The 19,426-nt window shown below is 43.1% G+C and carries 20 protein-coding genes; 18 read left to right on the top strand and 2 right to left on the bottom strand.

Going from position 1 to position 19,426, the window contains the following annotated elements; all coding sequences use genetic code 11:
• Window position 1: 1 nt before the first annotated feature.
• The 15 genes from cysW (at window position 2) to EBQ12_RS03100 (ending at window position 13,429) form a co-directional block, all read left to right on the top strand.
• The gene (cysW, locus tag EBQ12_RS03170) at window positions 2-871 is read left to right on the top strand and encodes a sulfate ABC transporter permease subunit CysW (RefSeq protein WP_125589007.1); all 870 of its coding nucleotides are present in this window, start codon (window positions 2-4) and stop codon (window positions 869-871) included.
• Between the two features lie 15 nt (window positions 872-886).
• Window positions 887-1,618 carry a sulfate/molybdate ABC transporter ATP-binding protein gene (locus EBQ12_RS03165; protein ID WP_024719598.1) on the top strand — a complete coding sequence of 244 codons (732 nt, stop codon included), beginning with the start codon at window positions 887-889 and terminating at the stop codon, window positions 1,616-1,618.
• A 240-nt stretch (window positions 1,619-1,858) separates the two neighbouring features.
• Window positions 1,859-2,326: a PTS sugar transporter subunit IIA gene (locus tag EBQ12_RS03160; RefSeq protein WP_024719599.1), complete on the top strand. Its 468-nt coding sequence runs from the start codon at window positions 1,859-1,861 to the stop codon at window positions 2,324-2,326.
• A gap of 50 nt (window positions 2,327-2,376) precedes the next feature.
• Window positions 2,377-3,750, top strand: coding sequence for a PTS galactitol transporter subunit IIC (locus EBQ12_RS03155; RefSeq protein ID WP_007498866.1), 1,374 nt, complete (start codon window positions 2,377-2,379; stop codon window positions 3,748-3,750).
• 19 nt (window positions 3,751-3,769) lie between these two features.
• The gene (locus EBQ12_RS03150) at window positions 3,770-4,048 is read left to right on the top strand and encodes a PTS sugar transporter subunit IIB (RefSeq protein ID WP_017367077.1); all 279 of its coding nucleotides are present in this window, start codon (window positions 3,770-3,772) and stop codon (window positions 4,046-4,048) included.
• Window positions 4,049-4,110: 62 nt separating this feature from the next.
• The gene (locus EBQ12_RS03145; RefSeq protein ID WP_017359148.1) at window positions 4,111-4,557 is read left to right on the top strand and encodes a hypothetical protein; all 447 of its coding nucleotides are present in this window, start codon (window positions 4,111-4,113) and stop codon (window positions 4,555-4,557) included.
• Window positions 4,554-5,585, top strand: a complete 1,032-nt coding sequence (locus EBQ12_RS03140; protein WP_045034933.1) for an alcohol dehydrogenase catalytic domain-containing protein — start codon at window positions 4,554-4,556, stop codon at window positions 5,583-5,585. The genes EBQ12_RS03145 and EBQ12_RS03140 overlap by 4 nt, the downstream gene beginning before the upstream one ends.
• A gap of 180 nt (window positions 5,586-5,765) precedes the next feature.
• Window positions 5,766-6,749: a pyruvate dehydrogenase (acetyl-transferring) E1 component subunit alpha gene (pdhA, locus tag EBQ12_RS03135; protein ID WP_041507420.1), complete on the top strand. Its 984-nt coding sequence runs from the start codon at window positions 5,766-5,768 to the stop codon at window positions 6,747-6,749.
• 31 nt (window positions 6,750-6,780) lie between these two features.
• On the top strand, window positions 6,781-7,761 hold the full coding sequence (locus EBQ12_RS03130; RefSeq protein ID WP_026050078.1) for an alpha-ketoacid dehydrogenase subunit beta: 981 nt from the start codon (window positions 6,781-6,783) through the stop codon (window positions 7,759-7,761).
• Between the two features lie 17 nt (window positions 7,762-7,778).
• On the top strand, window positions 7,779-9,101 hold the full coding sequence (locus EBQ12_RS03125; protein WP_125589005.1) for a dihydrolipoamide acetyltransferase family protein: 1,323 nt from the start codon (window positions 7,779-7,781) through the stop codon (window positions 9,099-9,101).
• A gap of 12 nt (window positions 9,102-9,113) precedes the next feature.
• On the top strand, window positions 9,114-10,496 hold the full coding sequence (lpdA, locus tag EBQ12_RS03120; RefSeq protein WP_008346251.1) for a dihydrolipoyl dehydrogenase: 1,383 nt from the start codon (window positions 9,114-9,116) through the stop codon (window positions 10,494-10,496).
• Window positions 10,497-10,527: 31 nt separating this feature from the next.
• Window positions 10,528-11,223 (top strand): SDR family NAD(P)-dependent oxidoreductase, encoded by a 696-nt coding sequence (locus EBQ12_RS03115; RefSeq protein WP_046526584.1) that lies wholly within the window; start codon window positions 10,528-10,530, stop codon window positions 11,221-11,223.
• Entirely contained in the window at window positions 11,201-11,986 is a 786-nt protein-coding gene (locus tag EBQ12_RS03110) for an SDR family NAD(P)-dependent oxidoreductase (RefSeq protein WP_108611579.1), read from the top strand. Before EBQ12_RS03115 ends, EBQ12_RS03110 begins: the two co-directional genes overlap by 23 nt.
• A 93-nt stretch (window positions 11,987-12,079) precedes the next feature.
• Window positions 12,080-13,036: a sugar-binding transcriptional regulator gene (locus EBQ12_RS03105; protein WP_125589003.1), complete on the top strand. Its 957-nt coding sequence runs from the start codon at window positions 12,080-12,082 to the stop codon at window positions 13,034-13,036.
• Window positions 13,037-13,099: 63 nt separating this feature from the next.
• Window positions 13,100-13,429 carry a hypothetical protein gene (locus tag EBQ12_RS03100; protein WP_008358910.1) on the top strand — a complete coding sequence of 110 codons (330 nt, stop codon included), beginning with the start codon at window positions 13,100-13,102 and terminating at the stop codon, window positions 13,427-13,429.
• A gap of 13 nt (window positions 13,430-13,442) precedes the next feature.
• Here the strand turns inward: EBQ12_RS03100 and EBQ12_RS03095 are convergent, their stop codons facing one another.
• Window positions 13,443-14,768, bottom strand: a complete 1,326-nt coding sequence (locus EBQ12_RS03095) for an APC family permease (RefSeq protein ID WP_019743458.1) — start codon at window positions 14,766-14,768, stop codon at window positions 13,443-13,445.
• A gap of 329 nt (window positions 14,769-15,097) precedes the next feature.
• Between EBQ12_RS03095 and EBQ12_RS03090 the strand changes: the two genes are divergently transcribed.
• The gene (locus EBQ12_RS03090; RefSeq protein WP_046526586.1) at window positions 15,098-16,048 is read left to right on the top strand and encodes a ring-cleaving dioxygenase; all 951 of its coding nucleotides are present in this window, start codon (window positions 15,098-15,100) and stop codon (window positions 16,046-16,048) included.
• 42 nt (window positions 16,049-16,090) lie between these two features.
• Here the strand turns inward: EBQ12_RS03090 and EBQ12_RS03085 are convergent, their stop codons facing one another.
• Complete coding sequence (locus EBQ12_RS03085) at window positions 16,091-17,410, bottom strand: S1C family serine protease (RefSeq protein ID WP_125589001.1); 1,320 nt, start codon at window positions 17,408-17,410, stop codon at window positions 16,091-16,093.
• Window positions 17,411-17,579: 169 nt separating this feature from the next.
• Between EBQ12_RS03085 and proG the strand changes: the two genes are divergently transcribed.
• Entirely contained in the window at window positions 17,580-18,404 is an 825-nt protein-coding gene (gene proG, locus EBQ12_RS03080) for a pyrroline-5-carboxylate reductase ProG (RefSeq protein WP_039963379.1), read from the top strand.
• A gap of 189 nt (window positions 18,405-18,593) precedes the next feature.
• Window positions 18,594-19,418, top strand: coding sequence for a M55 family metallopeptidase (locus EBQ12_RS03075; RefSeq protein WP_039168738.1), 825 nt, complete (start codon window positions 18,594-18,596; stop codon window positions 19,416-19,418).
• The last annotated feature ends 8 nt before the right edge of the window (window positions 19,419-19,426 follow it).

The following is a 19,426-nucleotide window of genomic DNA, read 5'->3' as shown; positions in this document are numbered from 1 at the left end:
ATTGGAAAGGGAGCTTCTTAAAGAGCACCGCATCAAGTACAGGAGTCCTGTGACGGAATCAAAAGCGGTGAAGAGTATGTTGATTGGTGTGGTGTATGCTTTTTTGATTTTGTTTTTACTCATGCCGTTGATTGCTGTGTTTTCAAAGGCTTTTGAGAAAGGATGGAGTTCTTATCTTCTTGCCATCTCGCATCCAGACACGCTTGCGGCAATTAAATTGACTGTTTTGATTGTGATGATCACATTGCCGCTTCAAATGATTTTTGGGGTCAGTGCTGCTTGGCTCATCACAAAATTTCATTTCCCGGGAAAACGTTTGTTAACGACTGTCATTGATCTTCCGTTTGCGGTGTCACCTGTCATTGCAGGACTTGTATTTGTACTTTTATTTGGTTCAAATGGACTTTTAGGACCGTGGCTTTTAGCAAATGGATGGAAAGTGATTTACTCTGTACCGGGGATGATTCTTGCGACCATCTTTGTGACATTTCCTTTTGTTGCGAGAGAGTTAATTCCGTTTATGCAAAATGAAGGCATTCATGAGGAAGAAGCATCGCTTACGCTTGGTGCCAGTGGGTGGAAGACCTTTTTCCTTGTGACACTTCCAAATATAAAATGGGCCCTTTTTTACGGCGCCATTTTAGCAGGGGCTAGGGCAATTGGTGAATTTGGTGCAGTGTCGGTTGTATCCGGTCATATCCGCGGAATGACGAATACGATGCCGCTTCATATAGAAATTCTATACAACGAGTATCAATTCCAAGCGGCTTTTGCCGTGGCCTCTCTCATGGCGTTTGTTGCGGTCATCACATTAATCATCAAGCAGATCATTCAGCAGAGAGATCATAGGCTTGGCAAGCGTTCAAAATAAATGGAGGGATCAGCCTTGGGGATTACAGTGAAACAAATATCAAAGCAATTTGGGCAGACGAAGGTTTTGCAAAACGTGGATTTGACGATCGGAAATGGGGAATTGATTTCCTTACTTGGACCGTCTGGGTCAGGTAAGACGACTTTATTAAGAATTATTGCAGGGCTTGATGATGCGAATACAGGGCAAATCTTATTTGGAGAACAGGATTATACTTATATTCCAGTGCGAAAACGGCAAATTGGTTTTGTCTTTCAGCAATATGCGCTTTTTCGAAATATGACGGTATTTGATAATGTGGCTTATGGATTGAAGATGAAACCTAGAGGAGAAAGGTTGCCTAAAAAAGACATCAAAGAGCGGGTGCATGAGCTGCTGAAAGTCGTTCAATTAACGCAGTATGAACATCGTTATCCAGAGCAGCTGTCAGGTGGACAAAAGCAGCGTGTAGCACTCGCACGTGCACTTGCCGTCAAACCGAAAGCTCTTCTCTTAGATGAACCTTTTGGTGCACTAGATTCAAAGGTGAGAAAAGACTTAAGACATTGGCTGAAAAAAGTTCATCAAGAATTTCAAATGACGACCATCTTTGTGACGCATGATCAAGAAGAAGCGTTTGATATCGCTGATCGTGTTGTGGTGATGAATGAGGGCAGAATCGAAAAAATCGGCACAAAAAAAGAAATGACAGAGCAGACAGACAACCTTTTTGTAGCTGAATTTTTAGATATAGGAAGCCATATTTAACAAGAAGTTGATGTGATGTAATGAAAGAGATGCGGCAAAAAGCTGCATCTTTTTTTATAAAAATTTTCCTAGGAACATTGACTTATAATTTCGAATATTATAATATCTTTACAAAGGTAACAGTATTGAACATTTTATAAAACATCTGTTTGTAAGCGCTTTACAAAAGGTTCTATTTTAAAATGTTCATTCTATTTTTTACATGTGTTCATATTTATACCAAATGAAAGGGGTGGTTGTTTGAACAGCTTGTTTGAGTTAGATCAACAGCTGATTGAGCTGCAGTACGAAGCATCTTCAAGTGAGGAGGTGACTGCCTATTTAGCAGAAAGGTTAGAAACTGGAGGGTATATTAAATCGAGCTTTTTACCAGCAGTGCTTGAAAGAGAAAAAACATATCCGACCGGTCTTCCTCTTGCGACCTTTGGGGTAGCCATTCCCCATACAGATCCTGAACATGTAAACAAACCGGCGATCAGTGTAGCGACATTAAAGGAACCTGTTATTTTTCATAAGATGGGAAGCCCTCATGAGACAGTTCAAGCCAAAATTGTGTTCGTTCTGGCAATCTCTGAACCTAGTAAGCAGCTCGTGATGTTAGAGAAACTGATGACGCTTTTCAGAAAAGAAGAAGTAATGACAAGATTATCTCACATGACATCGTATGAAGAAGCCGTTGATGTACTTCAAAAAGAATTAAACCAATAGTTATTCAAGACATAATGTAAGCGCTTTATTTAAAATCAGGAGGTGGATGTATGATCAAGCAAGCCGTCGATTTCATCTTAGACTTAGGGCCAACAATTATGCTCCCAATTATTATGACGTTATTCGGTATGATTTTAAGGCAAGGATTTAAAAAATCCTTCCGTGCAGGTATTACCATCGGAATTGGATTTGTCGGGGTCAATCTTGTCATTAATTTACTTGTAAGCGGTCTTGGACCAGCAGCCAAAGCCATGGTCAATTCCCTTGGATTAAAGCTTGATATTTTAGATGTCGGTTGGCCGATTGGAGCCGCCATTTCATTTGGTACACCTGTTGCCCCTTTGATGATTCCTCTTGTGCTCTTGTTAAATGTCATTTTGCTGTCTGTTAACTTTACGAAAACATTGAATGTGGATATTTGGAATTTCTGGCATTTGATTTTCGCTGCTTCTGTTACTTACTACGCTTATCATAATATGTTCTTAGCTCTTGCCGTTGGTTTAATCGTTTCTGCGATTACACTAAAACTTGCCGATTGGACGGCACCGACGATTGAACACCATTTCGGATTAAAAGGCGTATCGATGGCTCATGCTGAAACGGTCAACTTCGCTCCGCTCATGTATGCGTCAAACCGCGTGATTGATAAAATCCCTGGTTTAAACAAAATTCATGCGGATCCAGAAACTTTGAAAAAACGTTTTGGCATCTTTGGTGAACCGCTTGTGATGGGTCTTATACTTGGTATCATTATTGGTCTTCTTGGGGGCTATGATGCAAAAGGTGTCATGACTCTTGGAATTCAAATGGCTGCAGTGCTTGTGTTAATGCCAAGAATGGTTGCTTTATTAATGGAAGGACTTATTCCAATCTCTGAGGGTGCTCGTTCTTATATTCAAAAGCGTTTCCCTGGTAAAAATGTCTATATTGGTTTAGATACAGCGATTGTCATTGGTCATCCAGCGAATATGGCTGTAGCCCTTTTGATGGTGCCAATCACCATTTTGCTCGCTGTCGTTCTTCCTTACAATGGTATGCTGCCGTTTGCAGACTTATCGGTTCTGCCATTTACAGTAGTATGGGCAGTAGCAGCCGCTCGTGGGAATATTATTCGCGGCCTCATTAACAGTATTTTTACCTTAATGATTGTCTTCTTCATTGCAACGAACCTTGCACCACTCGCCACAACAATGGGGAAAGCAGTTGGTTTCGACTTCCCAGAAGGGGCAAATATGATTTCTGGTATCGATCTTGGTTCACACGTCATTCCTTGGATCATGGTGAGACTTCTTGATCCGAGCAATCCTTACTTCATTGCAGCGATTGTCTGTGCACTGGCATATGCGCTTCTTTGGTACTGGGTGCGAAATGATATTAAAAAGCAGTATGCAAAAGAAATGGGCTTAGATCAGAAAGATCAATAAACGACCTGGAGGGATTCTCATGGCAAAAAAAATATTAGTATCTTGCGGAACGGCAGTTGCAACGTCAACGGTTGTGGCAAAAAAGGTAGAAGAGACATTAAAGGAAAAAGGATACGATGTCATCGTTGAACAATGTAAGGCATCTGAGGTTCCGCAGAAAGCGGAGGGTGCTGATTTAATTGTGACGACAACGCCTGTTAGTGATACAAAAGGAACGCCTGTGATTCAAACGTTATCTTTTTTAACGGGATTTGGCATTGAAGATGATATTGAAAAAATTATCGATCATATTAAGTGAACGATGATTGCGTGGAGGAGCTGCGAAAGCTCCTTCCATGTCATTTGAAAGGGGGAACTCTCATGCAGCAGCATGCTTATAGCCGAACGTCTGCCATGTTTTCTATTTTCCTTCCGGCCTTGTTAATATGTGTGTTTTTTCTCTGGTCTCTTTATACGTTGATGTCGGCAGGACCTGAGCCATTAGCTGTGTTAGGTGTCTATACGCTGCCTATCCTTATGCTTTCTAGCATCACAGGCCTGAATCAGCCAACGAATATCATGATTAGTGAAGATGAGCTGAAAATAGGTGCTTTTGGTAGGTGGCACACATATGCCGTGTCCGATATTAAAGGAACATTGTTTTTAAAACCATATCCTCATATCGGGAAAGTATATGTCAGAGTGGGACCTGCGCGAATATTTGGCGGACGCTACTGGATTTCAAGTGAGATGAGTGAGTACAAGCAGCTCGTTCAATCCTTGCAGAGTCTTGCGACATGTGATGAAAAGGAGGATGCGGCTAAATGAAATCAGCTGTCTTTTATTCTTCAGAGGACATTCGTTACGAGGAGCGGAAGCGGCCAGCCATTGGTGATGATGAAGTATTATTAAAAATGCGTGCCTGCGGCTTATGCGGGACGGATATTTATAAAGCGACACATGAGACGGTACCTCCTGGCACAGTGCTAGGGCATGAAATCGCTGGTGACATTATCGAAACAGGCCGTCACGTCACACATGTTCAAACGGGAGACAGGGTGTATGTAGCGCATCATGTCCCTTGCTTTACTTGTGACTTTTGTCAAAGAGGATTTTATACAATGTGCCCGCAATTTGCAGCCACAAATGTAGAGCCGGGCGGTTTTTCGGAATATATTCGTGTTCCTGCTTTACATGTTAAGCATACAATGGGCAAGCTCCCACATGGCGTCTCATATGAACAAGGAGCGATGGTTGAACCGGTTGCCTGCTGTCTTCACGGCTTTGAAAGGGCGCCCGTTCATCCTGGAGATTCTGTCTTGATTCTTGGAGCGGGGCAAATTGGCTGCATTCAATTACAGCTTGCCAAATATTATTTGGCTGGAAAAGTGTTGATCACAGACGTAAATGAGAACAGGCTCCTTCAAGCAAGAAATCTTGGGGCGGACGTCGCCTTTCATCCAGCATCTGAGCCAGTAGAAAACCGCGTCATGAAAGAAACAGATGGAAAGGGAGCGGACCTTGTCATTATTTCTGTGGGGAGCAGTGCGCTTTTAAAAGAAGCATTTCAAGCTGTTGCAAGAGGCGGAACGATTTTGGTCTTTGCTCACTTTCCGAAAGGGGATGTCTCCATTCCAGCAGAACGTTTTTTCCATGATGAAGTGAAAGTAGTCGGAGCTTATTCGTCGCATCCATACCATTATCGTGAAGCGCTGGAGCTCTTAAAAGCAAAGGTCGTTCATACAGAAAAAATGGTGACGCATCGATATCCATTAAGTCAGCTTCGTCAGGCGATAGAATGCGCTAGGCATCCAGAAGGTGAAAGCGTCAAAATCATGATGTATCCAGATGAATGAGAATGTACGAGATGGAGAGAAAGAGAAGGTCTTTGGAAAAGGGCTTTGCCTTTCTCTTTTTTTCTGAAAAAAGATGAAAACGCTTAAAAAATAAACGGAAATGCTTGACTTCAATGAGAGTTAAACGTATGATAATTACAAATGTAACATATAAGAACAAATGTAAAGGGGAGAGAAGAAATGCAAAAACAAATCACTTTGCCTGAACAGATTAGTCATGAGAAATTAGCAGATTTATATAAACAAATGTGGTTAGTAAGATATTTTGATGAAAAGGTCGATCAATTCTTTGCTAAAGGATTAATCCATGGAACGACCCATTTATGTGTTGGACAGGAAGCATCGGCTGTTGGATCTATTGCTGTGTTAAAGGATGAAGATAAGATTGTCAGTACACACCGCGGACATGGTCACTGTATTGCAAAAGGTGCAGAGGTCAATAAAATGATGGCTGAACTGTTCGGACGTGAAACAGGTTACTGCAAAGGAAAAGGCGGTTCCATGCATATTGCCGATTTAGAAAAAGGAAACCTTGGGGCAAATGGAATTGTTGGCGGCGGTATTCCACTTGCAACAGGTGCGGCGCTCACGTCCAAGATGAAACAGGAAGGCTTTGTGGTCCTTTGTTTCTTCGGAGACGGCGCTACAAATGAAGGCAGCTTCCATGAAGCGCTGAATCTTGCTTCCATTTGGGATTTACCTGTTGTGTTTATTTGTGAAAACAACCAATACGGCATGTCTGGTCCTGTGAAAGAAATGATCAACATTGAAGACATCTCAACAAGAGCAGAAAGCTACGGAATGCCAGGGAAAACAGTTGATGGAAATGACATGGTTGAAATCATGAATACAGTAGATGAAGCGGTAAGCCGTGCAAGAGCTGGAGAAGGGCCATCACTCATTGAAATGAAAACGTATCGCTGGAAGGGGCACTCAAAGAGTGATGCGAAAAAATACCGTACACGTGAAGAAGAGACAGAATGGAGACAAAAAGACGGAATTAAACGCTTTAAGTCACTCTTAATGGAGCTAGATGTTCTGACAGAAGAGCAGGCTGCTCGTTTACAAGAAGAAGCGAAGCAAGAGATCGAGGCATCTGTTGAATTTGCGAAAAATAGTAAAGAACCATCAATTGACACACTATTAGAGGATGTATACGCCTAATTAGGAGGGGAATCACGTGACAAACACGACAGTGAGAGAGATTTCATATTTAGAAGCCGTTCGAGAAGCAATGAGTCAGGAAATGAGAAAAAATCAAGATGTCTTCATTTTAGGTGAAGATATAGGCGTATACGGTGGCGCATTTGGTGTCACGCGCGGGATGATCGAGGAATTCGGTCCAGAACGCGTCCGCAATACGCCGATTTCAGAGGCTGCCATCGCAGGAGGCGCAGTCGGAGCGGCTTTGACAGGGATGCGTCCGATTTTAGAACTACAATTCTCTGACTTTATTACAATTGCAATGGATCAGCTTGTAAACCAAGCTGCGAAAACACGTTACATGTTTGGCGGAAAAGGGAAAGTGCCGCTTGTTGTCAGAACACCAGCAGGTTCCGGGACAGGTGCCGCAGCGCAGCACTCCCAAAGCTTAGAAGCGTGGATGGCTCATATTCCTGGACTAAAGGTGGTTCAGCCTTCAACAGCTTATGATGCAAAAGGACTTTTAAAAGCAGCAATGGATGATGACAACCCTGTCATTTTCTATGAACACAAGCTTTTATATAAAACAATTGGTGAAGTACCAGAAGAGCAGTATTCGATTCCTTTAGGGAAAGCGGATGTGAAGAGAAGCGGAAAGGACGTCACAATTGTCGCAACAGCCATTATGGTGCACAAAGCGCTCGAAGCAGCGAAGGAACTAGAAGCGGAAGGAATCGATGTCGAGATCATTGATCCGAGAACGCTCGTCCCATTAGATGAAGAAACCATTATTGAATCTGTGAAAAAAACAGGCAAATGTATCGTTGTGCATGAGGCAGTGAAACGAGGCGGTTACGGCGGAGAGATTGCGAGTATGATAGCGGAAAGTGAAGCCTTCGACTATTTAGATGCACCTATTAAACGACTTGGCGGTCTTGCCGTCCCAATACCGTACAACCCAACGCTGGAAAAAGCAGTCATTCCACAAGTGCCAGATATTATTGAAGCAGCAAAAGAGCTCGTGCGCTCTTAAGTAAAGGGGAGAAGATCATGCCAAAAGAGATATTTATGCCGAAGCTAAGCAGTACGATGGAGATCGGTACCTTGCTTCAATGGTTTAAAGAAGAAGGAGATTCGGTTGAAATCGGTGAGCCTCTATTTGAGATTATGACAGACAAAATCAATATCGAGGTTGAAGCCTATGATGATGGCGTTTTTCTAAAGAAATATTACGAAGCAGATGATCAGATTCCAGTTAATGCTGTCATTGGATATATCGGAGAGGCTAATGAGCAGGTACCGAGCGAGCCGCCAGCGCAGTCAGATGAAGCATCTTCTGAAGACAGCGGAACGTCATCACCATCTGAACCATCTGTTTCGACTGAAGCTGAACCAGCGGTGGGTGAGAAAGTACGCGCAACTCCTGCAGCTAGAAAAACGGCAAAAGATCACCAAGTAGCCATTCACGAAGTATCTGGTACAGGACCAAAAGGCAGAATTCAAAAACGGGATGTCGAAGCGGCCCTTCATACGAGCGAGGAAGGCCAGCGCGTATCACCACTTGCAGGAAAAGTGGCTGCTCGTGAAGGGATCGACTTAGCGAATGTTGCTGGTTCTGGCGCTCACGGCAAAATCATGAAGAGTGATGTGACAGCAGCAGGCGCACAAAAGGCAGAGGCTGCTCCAGTGAGAACACAAAAACTAGCCGGGATGAGAAAAGTGATCGCAGATCGCATGTCACAAAGTGCCTTTACAGCGCCGCACGTCACATTAACAAGTGAAATTGATATGACAAAAGCAAAAGAAGTGCGCAAACAGCTGCTCCCAGCGATTGAAAAAGAGACAGGCTACAGATTATCGTTTACAGAAATCATCATCCATGCGGTCAGCAGTGTCCTCACGCGCCATCCGCAAATCAATATGACGTTTGAACAAAATGAGCTCCATTTCCATGAGGATGTGCACATTGGTCTTGCGGTTGCTGTGAAAGACGGCTTAATGGTTCCGGTCATCTCTCATGCAAATCAAAAAGGGCTGAAACAGCTCACAAAAGAAGCAAAAGAAATTGGTCGAAATGCACGCGATCAAAAGCTACTGCCAGACCAGTTGAAGGGGTCTACATTTACCATTAGTAACTTAGGGATGTATGCCATTGACACGTTTACCCCAATTATTAATCAGCCGGAAGTGGCGATTTTAGGCGTTGGACGCATTCAAGAAAAACCTGTAGTGATCGATGGAGAAATTCAGGTGCGGCCAATGATGGGCGTCAGTTTATCATTTGATCATCGAGTGGTAGATGGTGCACCAGCAGCAGCCTTTTTAACAGACCTTAAAAAAGTGCTTGAACAACCATTTGAATTGCTAATGTAGGAGATGAATCGGATGACAAAAACGTATGATCTGACAGTCATTGGCGGAGGGCCTGGCGGATACACTGCCGCCCTTCAAGCCGCTGAACGTGGACACAAGGTTGCATTGATTGAAGAGGATTTTCTAGGGGGGACTTGTTTAAATCGAGGCTGTATCCCTTCAAAGACACTGCTCAAACATGCAGAAGTCATTGAATCCATTGAGAAAGCAAAAAGCTGGGGAATCGAAACAGGTGAGATGGTTCTTTCCTTCGATAAAATGAGAAAACGTAAAGATGATGTCATCGAAAAACTCAGGGGTGGAATCGCCTTTTTATTAAAGCAAGGAAAGATTGATGTATATAACGGCAGAGGAACAGCTGTGACAAAAAATCGCATTGACATTGAAAAACAAGATGGGTCAGAAACGATTGAAACAAAAGAGCTGATCATTGCCACTGGCTCATCACCTGCTATTCCGCCTATTCCAGGGCTCAAAGAGATTCAATTTGACACAAGTGATACGATCTTTGACATCCCAGATATTCCTGCATCTGTCGTCATTATTGGCGGGGGTGTAATTGGTCTTGAGCTGGCATGCATCTTCCAGAGTCTCCAATCAAAAGTCACCATTATAGAAGCCGCTCCGTCGATTATTCCGCAGGAAGATGAAGAAGCGTCGAAATTACTAGAAAAAGAATTGAAGAAAAAAGGCATCCATATCGCAAAGAAAACGACGGTGACAGAAGTAACAGAAAGCGAAGGAGTCAAAGCGATTCATGCGACAGACGATAAAGGAGAGACGCACATCTTTACGGCTGAAAGACTGTTAGTTTGTGTCGGAAGAAGACCAAATGTATCTGCTGTCAGTCAGCTGGATCTTCAGCTGGATGGCCCTTTTATTAAAGTAAACGACGAGATGAAGACAAGTGCTGAAGGTGTATATGCAATTGGCGATGTAGCCGGCGGCTATCAGCTCGCTCATGCGGCGATGGCAGAGGCAGCCGTTGCAGTTAGCAATATATGCGGCGAGCCTGAAAGAATGAATCACGACATCGTTCCTAGATGTATTTATACATTGCCAGAGGTAGCGAGTGTTGGACTGACTGAGAAAGAGGCGAAAGCCAAAGGGCTGAACGTGCGGGCAGAGCGATTTGATTTAGCTGCAAGCGGAAAAGCGTTGGCAGCAGGTGTTCAAACAGGTTTTATTAAACTCGTGTACGATACCGTATATGGTGAAGTCATTGGTGCTACAATGGTTGGTCCGCACGTAACGGAGATGATATCAGAGGCTTCCTCATTTATGTATTTAGAAGGAACAGCTGAAGAGATGGCCAAAATGATTCACCCGCATCCAACCATCTCAGAAGGCTTTTATGAAGCAGCTCTTGATATTGTGAGTAAGCTGAGAAAATAAATGCCAAACAAGGGATAGGGAGGAGATCCGTGTGCACGTCCAGCTTCATCAGAAAGTGGCACTTGTGACAGATAGCACAGATGGATTTGGAGAAGCCATCTGCCTGGCTTTGGCCCGGGCAGGTGCACATGTTTTCATACACGCTTTTCGTGATGAATCAAAAGCAAAGTCGATAAGCGAAGACATTGAAAAATTAGGCGGCCAATCGACTGTTGTCATCAATCCGCTTGAGACACCGCGTGATGCCACGCTGATGCTAAGACAAGTCATCGATACATGCGGCAAACTTGATATTTTAGTCAATCAAGCCGAGCAAACAGCAGATGGGGAGATTGATGACGTAAGTCCTGAGATATGGGTCGATGAAGTGGAAAGGTCCGTAAATACAGTCTTTCTTTCCAGTCAAGCTGCAGTGTGGCATATGGTGGATCAGAAGCAGGGCTGTATCATTAATATTTCCTCATCAGGCAGCATAACAGGTGATGGCGGGATCTCACATGCTACATCAAATAGTATGTTGAATGCCATGACAAAAGGATTAGCGCGCGAATTTAAAGACAAAGGCATCCGGGTATTGGCACTACTTCCGCCGCCTCTCCATTTGCTTCCTGACAAAGAGCAAATCAAGGAGACGGTGGCTCATATGACGGTTTTCTTAAGTACATCGTACGGCGCATTTACAGATGGAGCAGCGATTATGCTTGATGGGGGTGAGAGCGCTGGCTAATCAACAAAAACCAGTTCTCATCGTAGGTGGCGCCCAAGGGATCGGCAAAGAAATTGCTCAGCGTTTTTTAAAAGAAGGGCATCGTGTAGCTGTGTCAGATATAGATGAACAGGGACTTTTGCTTTTAAAACAACAGCATCCTCAGCTGCTGACGTTCCAAGCTGACGTTTCATCGTGGGAAAGTGTTCAGCAAATGGCGTCAGCAGCTGAAAGGGAGTTGGGTGGCATTGGGCATCTTGTCTATTCAGCAGGAATGACGAAATCCCTTCCTTTTTTAGAGGTTGATTTTTCACTTTGGAAAAAGACACTGGCTGTGAATCTATATGGTCTTTTCTACTGCATCAAAGCATTAGCACCCTATCTATGTGAGCGGAATGAAGGCAGCGTCGTCATTATTGGATCAGGATCTGCGATAACAGGCTCTGGCGGCGGCATCCAGTATTACGCATCAAAAGCCGGGGCATTTGGTCTCATGCGTTCGCTCGTAAAGGAATTGGGTTCCCATCATGTCCGCATCAATGTCATTGCACCGCGCGTCATTGAATCTCAGATGCTTGATACGCTCTATCCGACTGAGCTTGAGAAAAGTCAGCTTCGATCACTTATTCCTATCGGGAGATTAGGAAAACCAGAAGATATTGCTGGAGTCACTTTATTTCTCGCAAGTGACGAGGGAAGCTATTTGCACGGACAGATACTGTTATTAGACGGCGGGAGAACGTATCAGCCTAAATATAGCGAGGGAAAAAGAGCGGAGAGTTAATCGCTCTTTTTGTCATTTTCATAACAATTGTTCCAATTAGAAACGAATGTTTGGTATACTGGTAATCATAGTATATTAAAAGGATGATGTCACATGCTGAATTGGGAAGAAAGACGACAGCTCGTCAAGGTTGCTCATCTTTATTATACAGACGGGTGGACGCAGCAGGAGATTGCAAAAAAACTCAATGTCTCAAGACCAGTCATTTCAAAGCTCTTACAAAAAGCAAAAGATGTGGGAATCGTTGAAGTGTACATTAAAGACGAAAGTATTCATACAGTGGAACTTGAAAAACAGCTGGAAACGACTTTTCAATTAACGGATGCTGTCGTTGTCCCAAGTGTCGGGACAATGTCTGAGATGGTCAAACGGGCAGTCGGTCAAGCGGGCGCCTATTATCTTTCTAAAAACATGAAAGGCGCTGAGAAAATCGGTATTTCATGGGGAACCACACTTGCCGAGCTCGTGAAGGAATATCCATTTGAACGAAGAAACGATGTCAAAGTCATTCCTTTAGAGGGCGGAATGGGCAGGCAGGCAGTCGACATTCATGCGAATCAGCTGGCATATGAGCTGGCAAAAAAGATGAATGGTACGTGCTCCTATTTATATGCACCTGCGATTTTAGAAACAGAAGAATTAAAAGAGCGGCTGATGGCGATGCAGGACATAGAAGCTGTGCTTGAAGAAGGCAGAAATGTCGATATTGCCCTCATCGGTATTGGGAATCCGCATAAAGGCTCTACATTGAAAACAGTCGGTTATTTAAAAGAAGAGGATTTGTCTGGTTTAAGGCAATCAGGAGCTGTTGGTGATATTGGTTTTCGTTTCTTTGACGGGGAAGGGAAACCAGTCCAAGATGAGCTGAACCAAAAGGTGATTGGATTATCGTTAGAACAATTAAAGAGCGTGAAAAAAGTCATCGCAGTTGTAGAAGGAACCCATAAGGCTGAAAGTGTTTTAGGGGCCTTAAACGGCGGCTTTATTCAGGTGCTCGTCACCGATGAATTGACTGCGGCAGCTATTTTAAAGGAAGCATCTGTCCAATAAACAGCTGACAGCCATCGTATTGTATAAAAAGAGCAACATCAAACGAGAAAGGAGCTGTGTATCTTGAAGAAAACCGAAATGGAAGCAAACCTACACTGTACTCGGTGCCAAGAAGAGACCCTCCACAGCATCGTTTATGTGAATGATCAGATGAAAAGCGTTGAGTGTACAGAGTGTCATCAGAAGATCAGTGTGCAAGTCGACATCATGAAGGAATTTTACAAAGAAGTATATGAAAAAATTGCCACAAAGCCGAAGCGGATGACGCAGGAGTATAAGGCGAATCTGAATGGATTTATTTCAAGACTCCCCATCCGGGTTTTAAGTAAGCCATACCGGCTGATGAGATATTTAAACGAATCTTATAAGGTCATTAAGCAATATAAAAAATAAAGCAGAGGCTGTCTTAGCGCTCTGCTTTATTTTGTGTTTTTTTCATATAGTAATAAATCGGCAGTCCGGCAATGCCGATCAGCATGGAGATCAGGCAGCTTTGCCAATCGGTGATCATGGTGCTGATTAAGACAAAGAAAGAGCCGATAATCGCAATGATCGGTGTGAGCGGGTAAAGTGGTACGCTATAAGCGCGCTTCATTCCCTTGTTTTGTTTTCTTAGCTTAAAGACAGCGAAAAAGGCCATCACATAAAAGATGTAAATCATGAAAATCGAAACCTCTGACAGCTTCTCGGGATTACTGACGATCATAAACACAATGGCAATCAAAATCTGTACAAATACAGCGATCCAAGGTGTTTGAAAAGTAGGATGAATACGTGAAATGGCTTTGGCAAACGGAATTTGTTTTCGTTCTGCCATTGCAAAAATGACACGCGGGAACGAAAGAACCTTTCCATTCAAACAGCCAAAGATACTAATGATGATTCCGATACTAATAATTTTACCGCCAATGGGACCAAAGAGCATTGTAGCAGCTGTGCTTGTGGCATTTTCACCTAGTTGAACGATTTGATCAGCTGGTAACACATGCAAAAGGGCGATGTTAATAAAGAGATAACATGCTGTGACAATTAAAATACCGCCTGCCATCGCGCGAGGAAGCAGTTTCTCTGGATTTTTCATTTCACCGCCAAGCGCTGCAAGCAAAATCCAGCCATCATAGGCGAATAATGTCGCCAAAATTGCTGCACCGAAGTTCATCTGAGCGATACTCTCATTGACGGCTGTGAAAATATGTTCATTTCCTTTCCATAAGCCAAACACAATAATTGCTGCAATTGGAACAAGCTTTCCAATCGTAGTCAGCCCTTGGACAAAACCGCCGTATTTCGTTCCCATGATGTTGATCACACATAAAAAAAGAACGGTGATAATGCCAATGGTTGTAGCCCATATAGATGAAAGAGAAAATAAATTAGCTAATAATGAACCAAAATAAAGACCAAGAGCACCAATAATCGCTGGCCCGTAAATAATAATTTGCACCCAGCCACATAAGTAGCCCCAAAATTCACCGTATACTTCTTCAAGATAGGCATATAAACCGCCAGTACGTGGGATTTGTGTACCAATTTCAGCGACTGTGAGTCCGCCTGCAAGGGTTAAGATCCCGCCTAACAGCCATGCGAATAAGGCGATGCCTGAGCTTCCTGAATAAGAAAGGACGTTGCCAGGCTTCATAAAAACGCCAGATCCAATAATTGTTCCGATGACAAGAGATAGGGCAAAAAATAAGCCGATGTCTTGTTTTAACGCTGGTTGTTCTTTGTTCATTACACACGACCTCCTGCATCACTTTCATACGTTACTGTGACATGTATTTTGTTTATTGTAATACGATTTTAGGAAAAAAAGAATTAAAAAAATTTTCTGATTTTCGTATTTGTGTTTAAAAGTGTTCGTTTATTGGAGATATTAGGATGAATGTTATCTTAAAAGCGAACAATACAAGAATATTTTTGATGTAATGTTAATTTAATAGGCGAAAGCCGAACATCCAATAAAGATGCAGCCGAATGGTTGACTTTTCTTCTAAAATGACCTATTTTATTCATAAGGATATTATCTTGAATTCGAGATATTTTATAATAGGAGTGAACACAATGAAAATAAATGGGATTCACCACGTATCAGCACTAACAGCAAATGCTCAGAAAAACGTTGATTTCTACCGCCAAATTCTCGGCTTAAAACTGGTGAAAAAAACAGTCAATCAAGATGATCCATCGATGTATCATCTATTTTATGGAGATGAGGTCGCCTCACCTGGTACAGAGCTGACGTTTTTTGAAATACCGATGCTCGCCCGCCGGCTGGACGGAACAAATGCGATCTCACGCACAGGTTTGATTGTCACTTCAGAAGAGGCACTCACCTTTTGGGAAAAGCGCTTTGAAGAAAAAGGTGTAAAGAAAGAAACAGCTTCTTTAAGAGGTGGCAGACCTGCCTTGAAATTTACAGATCCAGAAGGACAGCAGCTGTTTTTGACTGTAGAACCAAGCGTGCAAGATGGAGCGAAGCCGCCAGTGCATGATGAGATTCCTGCTGATTTTGCGATCAGAGGTTTGGGGCCAGTAGAATTAACAGTCGCAGAAGCAGATAAAACGATCAGTGTGTTAACGAGCATCCTTGGTTTCACAGAAAAAGCACGTGAACAATCAAATGATGGGGAAATCGTAACGATTTTTGAATCAGGACAAGGCGGAGCTGGAACAGAGATTCATGTCATTGAAAAAGCAGAAGGACCTGTTGAGCGATCTGGCAGAGGGAGTGTTCATCACGTAGCTTTTCGTGTAGCGGACGCAGAAGAGCTTGAAAAATGGCATGATAAAATAGCCAAAGCCGGTTTCACCAACTCTGGTGTTGTAGAACGTTTTTATTTTAAAGCCTTATATTTTAGAGAGCCAAACGGCATTTTGTTTGAAATCTCAACAGATGGTCCGGGATTCACAGTGGATGAAAGCGTGGATGAACTTGGTGATCAATTAGCACTTCCACCATTTTTAGAGCACAAACGAGCAGAAATTGAACAAAGATTGGTCCCAATCAAGTGAACATGAAAAAAGCAGCTCATAAAAATTGAGCTGCTTTTTTCGTTAAGAACTGACTTGCTTTGATTCAGATTGTGTTAATGTCACTTGTTTTGTTTCTTCTGTTCCATTACGAACGAGTGTGATGCTGATGGTATCTCCTACTTTTGCATTCGTGTAAAGCTCGTGGCGTAATTCACTGCCGGTTGTCACTTTTTTGCCATTGATGGCGGTGATGACATCCTCTGTCTTTAATCCAGCTTTGGCAGCAGGTGAGCCAGTAGCGATTTCTTTTACGTACACGCCTTTATCCAGCTGACTGCTTGTCAGTCCAAGCGTTTCCTGCTGATAAGCATCTGGTACTTGTTCGAGATCCAGCATGCTGATACCGATATAAGGTCGTTCGATTTTTCCTTTTGTGAGAAGCTGCTCTGCAATTGGTTTGACATCATTGATTGGGAGCGCAAACCCGATACCTTCCACACCTGTTTCAGAAATTTTCATACTGGTGATCCCCACAACCTTTCCGTCTGTTGTTAAAAGCGGCCCGCCGCTGTTGCCGGGGTTAATGGCTGCATCTGTTTGAATGACATTAATACTGCTTTCGCCAGCTGATGTATCCATAGACACTGTTCGATCGACACCGCTGACAATTCCTTGCGTTACTGTTCTTGATAAATCTTCACCAAGCGGGTTTCCGATTGCGATGACGGTTTCTCCTGCACGAAGGGATGAGGAGTCTCCAAGTTCAGCGACTTTTGTAACGCCGCTGCTGCTAATTTCCACGACAGCAAGATCAGTTAGCGGATCAGAACCGACCACTTTTCCTTCCACCGTCTTACCATTATGCAAGGAGACTGTTAATTTATTTGCTCCTTCAATCACATGGTTGTTTGTTAATACATAGGCTTTACTGCCGGATTTTTTGAAAATAACCCCTGATCCGGTACCGCTTTCTTGCTCTTGACTGCTGCTGTTTTGATTTTGCTGTGATCCATCAAAAGGTGTGTTCATATCACCAAAATCTGTGGTTGTTTGACTTTGTGTTTGATAGTTTGTAATGCCGACGATGGCTGGTGATACGTTTTCGACCATACTGGAAATACTGCTGGTCGAATTCGATGTTTGTGACGCTGTTGTTTTTGACGAATTTGTACTTGTATCATTTGTCGATACAGCGGCTGTTTTCGTTGACGAATCAGTTGAATGATTTTCTGAATGCTGAGCATATGGAGTCAGAACGTAAACACCTAACGCTAACGTACCGCCTACAATCCCGCTGACAAATGGTTTCAGCCAACCACTTGGCTTCTTCTGTGTTTTTTTCGGCTGTTCAATCGTTTGTAATTCATAAGAAGTGTGCTTTTCATCTTTGTGTTGTGTCATTAAGATCACTCTCTTTCATCGATTTTTACATGTATGTGTTCAAGATGTTTGACTGTATGTGGTGGATACTGACTTTATCGTAAGAAAAAAGTGTGGGATAAAAATGAAAACATTGTGGGAAATTGTTAAAATAAGTAGTGAATCTAAGCAAAATAGAGGAGATTAAACTGTGGAGACTATTGGAATCATTGGATATGGAAGCATGGCAGATATGATGGTACAAAAATGGCTGGACAAAGGAGTACTTCATGCCAGTCAGTTTATGATCCATACAAGAAGTGAAACGGAGCGGCTGCAACAGCTGAAAGAGAAGAACCAGCATGTCAACATTTGCTCTTTAGATGACATCTCTGCATCATGTGATGTCGTGTTTGTTTGTGTACCACCGCTTGCTGTACTTGATGTCTTAGATCAGCTGAGCCCCGCAAAGACATCTCTTCATATCGTATCAGTGGCAGCGGCTGTCACGTTAGACAAATTAATGCAACATACGAATCAGCCGGTGTCTAGATACATTCCCACTTTGACATCAGCCGTAGGGACGGGTGTATCCCTTGTGGCGCATGGTGAAACCGCTGGGCAGGAGGCGCAAGAACGACTCCACCGCCTGCTTTCAGCTTTTAGTATCGTCAGGGAAGTGGAAGAGGACCGCTTTGATGCGGCGAGTAATTTGACAAGCTCTTCTCCGGGCTTTATTGCAGCAATCTTTGAAGAAATGGCAAGAGCCGCTGTTCGGAATAGTGAGCTTTCTTTAGAAGAAGCCTATGAATTTTTAACATATGCGCTGCTCGGTACAGGACAAGTTCTTGTTGAACGCGGACTGACATTTGCTGAAACGGTGAACAGGGTCGCAACAAAAGGCGGGATTACAGGAGAAGGCGCTGCAGTCATCCAGCAGCAGGCACCGCAAATGTTCGATGACTTGTTTACACAAACGATGAAAAAATATGCGCAGCTAAAATCGCAAATCGATGAAGCAGACAAACACCACTAAAGACATAGCTAGTGGTGTTTTTTCTGTCAAATAAATCCTTTCGCATCAATGCTTTTGACCTGTATTACCTGAGTCTAATTTCCTTATTTTCAGACATTGTATTGAAAAATCAATCAAGTTCTCATATAATTTTTTAGAAAATTTAGAAAAATATACACAAATTTTAAGTTTAATTAAAGGGGGATGGGGATGAAGCTCTATGTATCAGTCGATATGGAGGGAATTACTGGTCTAGCTGATCATACATTTGTTGATAGCCGCCAGCACAATTATGAGCGCGGGAGAAAAATCATGACAGGTGAAGTGAACGCCTGTGTAGAAGCTCTTCTTACACATGGGGCGACCGAGATTTTAGTGAATGATAGCCATTCTAAAATGAATAATCTGTTGATTGAAGATTTGCATGAGGAAGCATCTCTCATATCAGGGGATGTAAAGCCTTATTCAATGGTTCAAGGATTAGATCAAACGTATGATGCCGCTGTTTTTTTAGGCTACCATGCGAGGGCATCAATGAAAGGTGTGATGTCTCACAGTATGATTTTTGGTGTCAGACATTTTTACATAAATGATCATCCAGTTGGTGAAATGGGCTTTAATGCGTATGTCGCAGGCTATTATGGTGTTCCAGTCATTCTTGTATGCGGAGACGATCAAGCGGCACTTGAAGCCGAAAAGTTAATGCCTGGCGTGAAAACAGTGGCGGTGAAAGAAACCATTTCAAGATCTGCTGTGAAATGCTTAACACCAGCGAAAGTAAGCACCCTCATCTCGCAGCAAGTGGAAGCTGCCATGAAACAAATTCATCAAATGAAGCCGCTCACGCCTCCTGAGCAGCCAGTGCTGAAAATCGAGTTTGCCAATTATGGACAAGCCGAATGGGCGAATTTAATGCCGGGTACGGCCATCATCGAAGGGACAACAACGGTGACGTACCAAGCAGAGAATATATTAGAAGCCTACCAAGCGATGCTTGTCATGACAGAGCTTGCCGCACGTACAACATTTTGTTAAGCGAGGGG

The organism is Bacillus sp. 2B09, assembly GCF_003946835.1.
In the GTDB taxonomy this organism is placed as follows: domain Bacteria; phylum Bacillota; class Bacilli; order Bacillales; family Bacillaceae; genus Bacillus; species Bacillus altitudinis.
This window is presented reverse-complemented; position numbering and strand designations above follow the sequence as displayed.